Annotated in this window: 5 protein-coding genes; all 5 read right to left on the bottom strand. The window is 57.8% G+C overall.

Annotation, left to right across the window (positions count from 1 at the left end):
• On the bottom strand, positions 1-4,216 hold a 4,216-nt coding region (locus tag ACWI8T_RS07325), incomplete at its 3' end, for an acyl-CoA dehydratase activase (protein ID WP_449138466.1).
• A gap of 170 nt (positions 4,217-4,386) precedes the next feature.
• Positions 4,387-5,604 (bottom strand): tRNA uracil 4-sulfurtransferase ThiI, encoded by a 1,218-nt coding sequence (thiI, locus tag ACWI8T_RS07320; RefSeq protein ID WP_449138465.1) that lies wholly within the window; start codon positions 5,602-5,604, stop codon positions 4,387-4,389.
• Between the two features lie 120 nt (positions 5,605-5,724).
• The gene (locus tag ACWI8T_RS07315) at positions 5,725-5,985 is read right to left on the bottom strand and encodes a DNA-directed RNA polymerase subunit omega (RefSeq protein WP_114614960.1); all 261 of its coding nucleotides are present in this window, start codon (positions 5,983-5,985) and stop codon (positions 5,725-5,727) included.
• A 3-nt stretch (positions 5,986-5,988) separates the two neighbouring features.
• A complete protein-coding gene (gmk, locus tag ACWI8T_RS07310; protein ID WP_303050228.1) occupies positions 5,989-6,564 on the bottom strand; it encodes a guanylate kinase in 576 nt (191 codons plus the stop codon).
• Between the two features lie 24 nt (positions 6,565-6,588).
• The gene (gene mihF / locus ACWI8T_RS07305; RefSeq protein WP_114614958.1) at positions 6,589-6,897 is read right to left on the bottom strand and encodes an integration host factor, actinobacterial type; all 309 of its coding nucleotides are present in this window, start codon (positions 6,895-6,897) and stop codon (positions 6,589-6,591) included.
• Positions 6,898-7,096 lie beyond the last annotated feature (199 nt).

The following is a 7,096-nucleotide window of genomic DNA, read 5'->3' as shown; positions in this document are numbered from 1 at the left end:
CAAACGGCTGCAAGATGACGAAAGAATTGCAGCCATGCTGCGCCTGATGCAAAATCTCGGCGGCGATGAGCACGCCTTCCCCGGCGTCGAAGGTGTGATGGATGATTGGGTCGCTCGCTTGCACAAGATCGCCCATGCGGCATGGCGGCTCATAGAGCGGGTGCGCTTTGCCAATGCGGTCGCACACATCATGCGCATGCTCGAAAAGCGCGTTTGCCACGCGATTGAAGACAACGTTCGCAGCGGGCCTGGTCACATGGAATTCACGAGACTGGGCATCTTGGTAGAAATACGTTTTGCGAATCACGTCGGTCATGCGCGCCTCGATAATCTCGAAGCCGTTCCGTTCAAGATACGCCTCAATGTCGCGATTAGCGCCAGGGTGGAAGTTGAGCAGGTATTCACCCACGATGAGCACCGTCGGGCGCGGGTTGCTTCGGTCGTACTCCACGTTGTTCATAAGCGAAATCGCATGTTTGAACCCACGCTTCGCGCCAGCAACGCCATGACGCTCGATGCCTTCCATAATCGCGTCGATGCCCGCCCCGAATGCCGCATCGGCAGCGCCCGGCTCAAGCTCATAGGGGCGAATACGGCGCAAGAGCGCCTCGAGCGCGTCAATCATGGGCAGGCCCATGGCGATGCGAATCGCGCTCGCGAGATTCATGCGAAAGCCTGGATGGATATTATGCGCGTCAACATCGTCGTTCGTGATAATAGGAACATGCTCATACCCCGCATCGTCGAGCGCTTTGCGCAACAGCGCCGCATAGTGGGTAAGGCGGCAATCGCCGATGTATTTTCCCGTGCCAATAGCGACATCGGCATCGTCGTATTGACCGCTTTCGAGCGCGGCGAGCGCTTCACCGATTACGATTTGGGCCGGGAAGCATATGTCGTTGTGCACGTATCGCTTGCCAAGCTCGATAGCACGTTCGCGGCCCAAATCGAGAGGAACGGCACGCACGCCCTGCTTGCAAAACACCGAGCTCATGAGCCTGCAGAACGCGTGCGAGGTGTTCGGCACCAGAATGACCTTCTCGCGTCGATCGGCACGCGTGAACTTCCGCGGGTATGGATCGGGCAGCTCATGCGGCGTCGCAGGGGCCGACGCGCGCTCGCGGCGAGCATCAACGGTCTCGACGAACGAGCGCACGCGAATGCGCAACGGCCCCGAAGCGTCGCTTTCGTCGGTTTTCAATATAAGCGGCGTTTTCGTGCCTCCCGAGCGCTCGCGCATCAGGCGCACGATTTCGTCACTGAGGTAGGCATCGTGCCCGCAACCGAAGCTTACGAGCTGAACGTATTCCAAATTCGGGCTTTCGGCGGCGAGCACGGCGCTCGCAAGCATACGGGCATGGAAGTTATTTACCACATCAATCAAACTCGCCGACAAATCGACGTCCTCGATATGCGGCACCGCATCGGGCGGCAAAACCGAAATGCCCAATTTGCAGAACAGCTCAGGAAGGCGATGGTTCACGAGCGGATCGTTGTGGTAGGGTCGACTCGCAAGCACAACCGCATAGGTGCCGACCTCGCGAGCGGCATCGAGAGCGGCGGCGCCCCGCTCGACAAGCTCGCGCTTGAAGCTCTTCTGGGCATCATCTGCCATGCGAATTGCCTCGCGCGCCACATCTTCGTCGATGCCGAATGTCTCGCGCAGATACGCGCACAATTGGCGATCGCGATCGGCCGTTGAAAACCAATGGAACAGCGGCGTGTCGAACGGCACATTCCACGTGCGCGCCGGATCGTCGCTGCTTTTGACCACCATGGGATAGCCCTTCACCACGGCGCACATCGAGACGCTCGTTTCGGCACGATTCTCGGTTGGCACCGTCGTGATGATGGGCATGAAGATGCGATCGACCCTCATGCGAGCGAGCTGGCGCACATGTCCATGCACGACCTTCGCTGGGAAGCATACCGTGTCAGATGTAACCGAAGGCAAACCGTCTTCGTACATTTTCCGCGTGCTCAAGCTCGAGAGCTCCACATCGAAGCCCAGCGCGCGCAAAAGCGTCGTCCAAAACGGCGCAGTGTCCCACAGGACCAACACGCGAGGCAGGCCCACGGTTATATGGCGTTTCGTGCACAGCGGACGCATAGGCCATTCTTTAAACAGAAGGCGCTGGCGTACCACAAACAGGTTCGCCGGCGTGGCAACCCTCTTGCATACCGCCCCCGCAACATGCGATTCAAATGCTGGCGTGGATATCTCCCCGCGCGCGCATCGATTCCCCGTCACAAACGCGCGACCGTCAGAAAACGACACCACCGTGCGCGCACACCGATTCGCGCACTTGTCACAGGGAACGTTGGCCTGCGTCGTGAACGCGAAACCGTCAAGGGCGTCAAGCCCAATAAACGAGCTTTTCTCCCCCGTGCTGCGATCGTGTGCGATAAGCGCACAGCCAATTGCACCCATAAGGCCCGGGTACGGCGCGCGCACCACATTGCGCCCCACATACACCTCAAGCGCGCGCAGCACGGCGTCGTTGGCGAACGTGCCGCCCTGCACCACAATGCGATCGCCAAGCGAGTCGAGGTTTGAAACGCGAATGACCTTCGTGAACACGTTTTCAATAATCGATCGGCACAAGCCCGCCATGATATCGTCGGGGGTACGCCCATTTTTTTGCTCGCTCACAATAGAGCTGTTCATAAACACGGTGCAGCGGCTGCCCAAATGCGCGGGATGCTCGCTTCGAAATGCCGCCTGCGCAATATCGCTCGTTTGAATGCCGAGCGATTGCGCGAAGTTCTCGAGAAACGACCCACAGCCGCTCGAGCAGGCCTCGTTCACCACGATGTCGCGCACGATGCCGTCTTCGACCCACATGGCCTTCATATCCTGACCGCCAATGTCGAGAATGAAGCTCGCATCGGGAACGAACGCGCGCGCGGCACGCGCATGGGCGACCGTCTCGACCGTATGGCAATCGGCCGAAAATGCGCTCGCGAACAAATCTTCTCCGTAGCCAGTCACGCCCACACCAGCGATATCGAGTTGAATGCCCGCCGAAGCGTATCGATCGCGCAAAGCGATAAGGGCATCGCGGGCAATAGCGAGCGGCTCGCCTTCGTTGGACGCGTAAAAACTGTCAATGACCTCGCCGTCGTCTGCGACAAGGGCGAGCTTGGTCGTAGTGCTGCCCGAATCAATGCCGAGCCACACGCGCAGCGAACGATTCGAGTCGCAGAGTTCACGCGCACGAGCAACGCCACCGCATTCCGCAAGCTTTCCATGGCGCGCCTCAAAATCGGCCTTCTCTTCCGCATTCGCGAACAGCGGCGCATCGGTGGGCTGCGCCTCAAATGAACTTTCAAGCTCAGAAAGCGCGACGCGAGCATGCTCGATGCAAAGGCTCGCGTCTTCTGCGGCAAACAAGTCGGAAAGCGAGAGCGCCGCGCCTCGCGCGACCATGGTTTCAGGATGATCGGGAATGAGAGCCTGGTCGTCTGAAAGGCCCAAGCGCTCCTTAAAGACGCCGATGAGACGGGGATTGAACGTGAGCGGCCCGCCCATGAACACAATAGGCGCCCTCACATCGAGCCCCTGAGCCAAACCGCCAAGTGTTTGTTTAGCAATGGCATGAAATGTCGAAAGCGCCAAGTCGCACTTTGAGACGCCATTGTTTAGAAGCGGCTGAATATCGGTTTTGGCATACACGCCGCATCGACCCGAAATGTCATAGGTGCGCGTGCCCGCCTCGGCGTATTCGTTGAATTGCTCGACGGGAATACTTAAAACCTCGGCGACCTCGTCGATAAACGCGCCCGTGCCGCCTGCGCAGCTGCCATTCATGCGCATGTCGCCGAGTTCCTGCACACCAGATTCATCGTGGCGGAAGAAAATCATCTTCGCGTCTTGCCCGCCAAGCTCGATAGTGCAATTCGCCTGCGGATACAGCGCGCGAACCGCCGTAGCGCCCGCAACAACCTCTTGAATGAAAGGGGCGCCGATGCCGCGCGCGATGTCCTCCGAGCCCGATCCGCACAAAGCGCAGCGAATATGGGAGAGAGGAAAGCGCGCAACGATTTCATCAAGCACCCGCAACGTTGCTTGAATCTGCTGAGAGCCATGGCGACGATACACGCCAAAAAGCTCTTCGTTCGTATCGGCATCGAGCACGACGGCCTTCACCGTAGTCGATCCGATATCGATTCCAACATGCAAATTCCGGCTTTGCGCCGCAGTCATTTCAGTCATAGGGCCCTTGCGATCCAATTCATTCATGGTTAATTGAACAATGCGTTAATTAAAATACAACACAGTGTTCAATTAAAATGGACGCAAGGGCCAATTCTGCAGGGTATTTATATTTGGTGCCGTTTCGTTATTGTCCATCGGGCAAAACGCATCGTCCCGAATGTGGCGAGCTAGTTTTCCTTCGCCTTCTTGCCGAAATACGATTGGGGGCAACGGTAATCGTGCACCTCGAGCGCGTCCATGATTTCATCGGACCACTCGTCGAAAGGCAAATCGACTTCCGCGTCATATACATCACGCAGCTTCGCGTGCGTCTCGGGCGCGCGCGGCATAAACAGCGTGCAGCAGTCGGGCGCATCTTGGCTCGAAATCTCGAACGTGCCGAGCTTTTTGGCGTCTTCGATAATCTCGAGCTTGTCGCAGCCGATAAGTGGACGGAAGATCTGCATCTTCACCGAATCGCTCGTCGCGGCAAGGTTATCGAGCGTCTGCGACGCAACCTGGCCCAGGCTCTCGCCCGTGACCAGCGCTTTTGCGCCCTCACGACGCGCAATGCGCTCAGCGATGCGCATCATGAAGCGGCGATAGATGACAATACGCAACGCGGGAGGCACGCGCATGGCGATTTCGCGCTGGTAATCGCCAAAGGGCACCACATACATGCGCGCCACGCCGCCGAATTCCTCAAGCACGCGGCAAATATCATCGGACAGATATTCAGACGTCGAAGCTGTTTGGGGGCGACCAGAGAAATGCACCGCGATGCACGTCGCACCGCGGCGAGCCATGCGCCACATGGCAACGGGCGAATCGATGCCCGAAGAAAGCAGGCACACCACTTTGCCAGCCGTACCGACCGGCAAGCCGCCCACGCCGCGCATGGTTTGCGCGTACACATATGCCATGCCCTGCACGACCTCGACATGCACTTCGACGTCGGCGCCCTTCATCTTCACCTTTTTATCGGGGAAAAGCCCGCATAGATGCTCGCCCACGATTTGGTTGATTTGCATAGAATCGATGGGGAAATCGGTGTGATTCCTGCGACCGACGACCTTCCACGTGCAGAAATCGCCCGCTTCGCCGAGCGCCTGATGCGCCGCCTCGCAAATATCATCCATATTGCGCTCGCTCGCGAAGCCGCAGCTTACGCGGGCAACGCCGGGGACGCGCGCGATAAGCTGCGCAGCCTTCGCAGGAGCGTCGGCGCCCGCAGCCGCATCGTAAACCACGAGCACGCGGCCGGAAATGCGCGTGATTTCATGCACGGGCGCATCTTCGAGCAGCACTTCCAAATTGCGCATAAGGCGCTTCTCAAACGTGGCACGGTTATGGCCCTTCAGGCCAAGCTCATGGTAATGCACGAGCGTGATTCGCTGAAAATGCATCGGAGTCGCTTTCTCTCGTCTCTTGTTGGGCTGGGATGCACAAGGGCGTCCCAGGCAAACGAAAGGCCCTCTTCAACGGAAGAGGGCCCGGTGCGCAGGTGCGCTTATGCGCATAAACGCTTAGTGCTCTTTGATATCGATCGTCTCGGGATCAAAGGAAACCTCGCCGCGAGCGATTTCAGCGAAAGCCATGGAAAGCGGCTTCACGTGATTCGCCTTGGCGATTTCGACGGCGCTGGAAAGCTGGATGGCGCGATCGCGCTGGCCACGCATCATGTCGTTGATATCGTGGGCGCGCTTGGACGCCAGAGCGCACAGCAGGAAGCGGTCGTTGTCGGTTTCGTCGAGCAGGACGTCGATTTCAGGGTCGATAATGCTCATTTACTATTCCTCGCACATCTTAGCTTGGCTCTCGATGTATGCGACCAATTCATCGGTGCATGCTTCGAGATCATCGTTCACGAATTGCTTATCATACTCCATTTTATGCGAAAGCTCCACCTGCGCGTTCTTCATACGCACGGCAATGCTTTCTTCGGAGTCGGTGCCGCGGCCGCGAAGCCGGCTTTCGAGCACTTCGAGCGACGGAGGCTCGATGAACACGAGATGGGCCTCGGGAATTTGCTCGCGAATCTGGAAGCCGCCCTGCACGTCGATCTCGAGAAGCACTTGGCCGCCCTTGGCCATGTGCTCCTCGACGCGAGCGCGCGGCGTTCCATAACGATTCTCGTGGACACAGGCCCACTCGAGAAAACCGCCCGTTTCGACCAGCTGGTCGAACTCGGCATCGTCGACGAAGAAGTAATGCACTCCGTCGATTTCGCCCTCACGCGGAGAGCGCGTGGTGTCGGAAACCGACAGCCACGCATCGGGCACGCGCTCAAGAACCCTCTTGACCAGCGTGCCCTTGCCCGCGCCAGACGGCCCGGACAAAACAAACAAGTTGCCCTTGCGCTGCATGCCACAGACCTTCTTCAAATCGAATTACGCGAGGCGCTCGAGCAAAGCTGCTTCCTGGCGCTCGCCAAGACCCTTGAGGCGACGGCTTTCGGCGATCTTGAGTTCGCCCATGATTTTCTCAGCCTTGGCCTTGCCATAACCGGGAAGCGTTTCGATGAGCGTGGAGACCTTCATGCGACCAACGATAGGATCGTCTTTCATAGCGAGAACGTCCTGCAGCGACAGCTTTCCATTTTTGAGGTCGTCACGAACCTGCGCACGCTTAATACGGGCAGCCTTAGCCTTTTCCAGCGCGGCCTGACGCTCTTCAGCACTCAATTGTGGGATAGCCATACGTTGTTCACTCCTTCAGTAAAAACCCGTCTTCGATGACGGCGATTCGGCATAATAGCACATCAAACCGCTTATTCAAGAATTCGGTTCTGCATTATTCGAATACTGCGCTTTTCTCTATGAAATGGCAACATATTAGGCTCTGACCTGTGCATTTCGTGAATTAAATCGCAAAATGCACAGGTAAATGAAAACTTAG

This window comes from Slackia sp. (genome assembly GCF_977041755.1).
This window is presented reverse-complemented; position numbering and strand designations above follow the sequence as displayed.

Bases quoted from the DNA above. Each gene is read 5' to 3' on its own strand.
- mihF (WP_114614958.1), bottom strand. From the start codon at position 6,897: ATGGCTATCCCACAATTGAGTGCTGAAGAGCGTCAGGCCGCGCTGGAA.
- thiI (WP_449138465.1), bottom strand. From the start codon at position 5,604: ATGCATTTTCAGCGAATCACGCTCGTGCATTACCATGAGCTTGGCCTG.
- ACWI8T_RS07315 (WP_114614960.1), bottom strand. From the start codon at position 5,985: ATGAGCATTATCGACCCTGAAATCGACGTCCTGCTCGACGAAACCGAC.
- gmk (WP_303050228.1), bottom strand. From the start codon at position 6,564: ATGCAGCGCAAGGGCAACTTGTTTGTTTTGTCCGGGCCGTCTGGCGCG.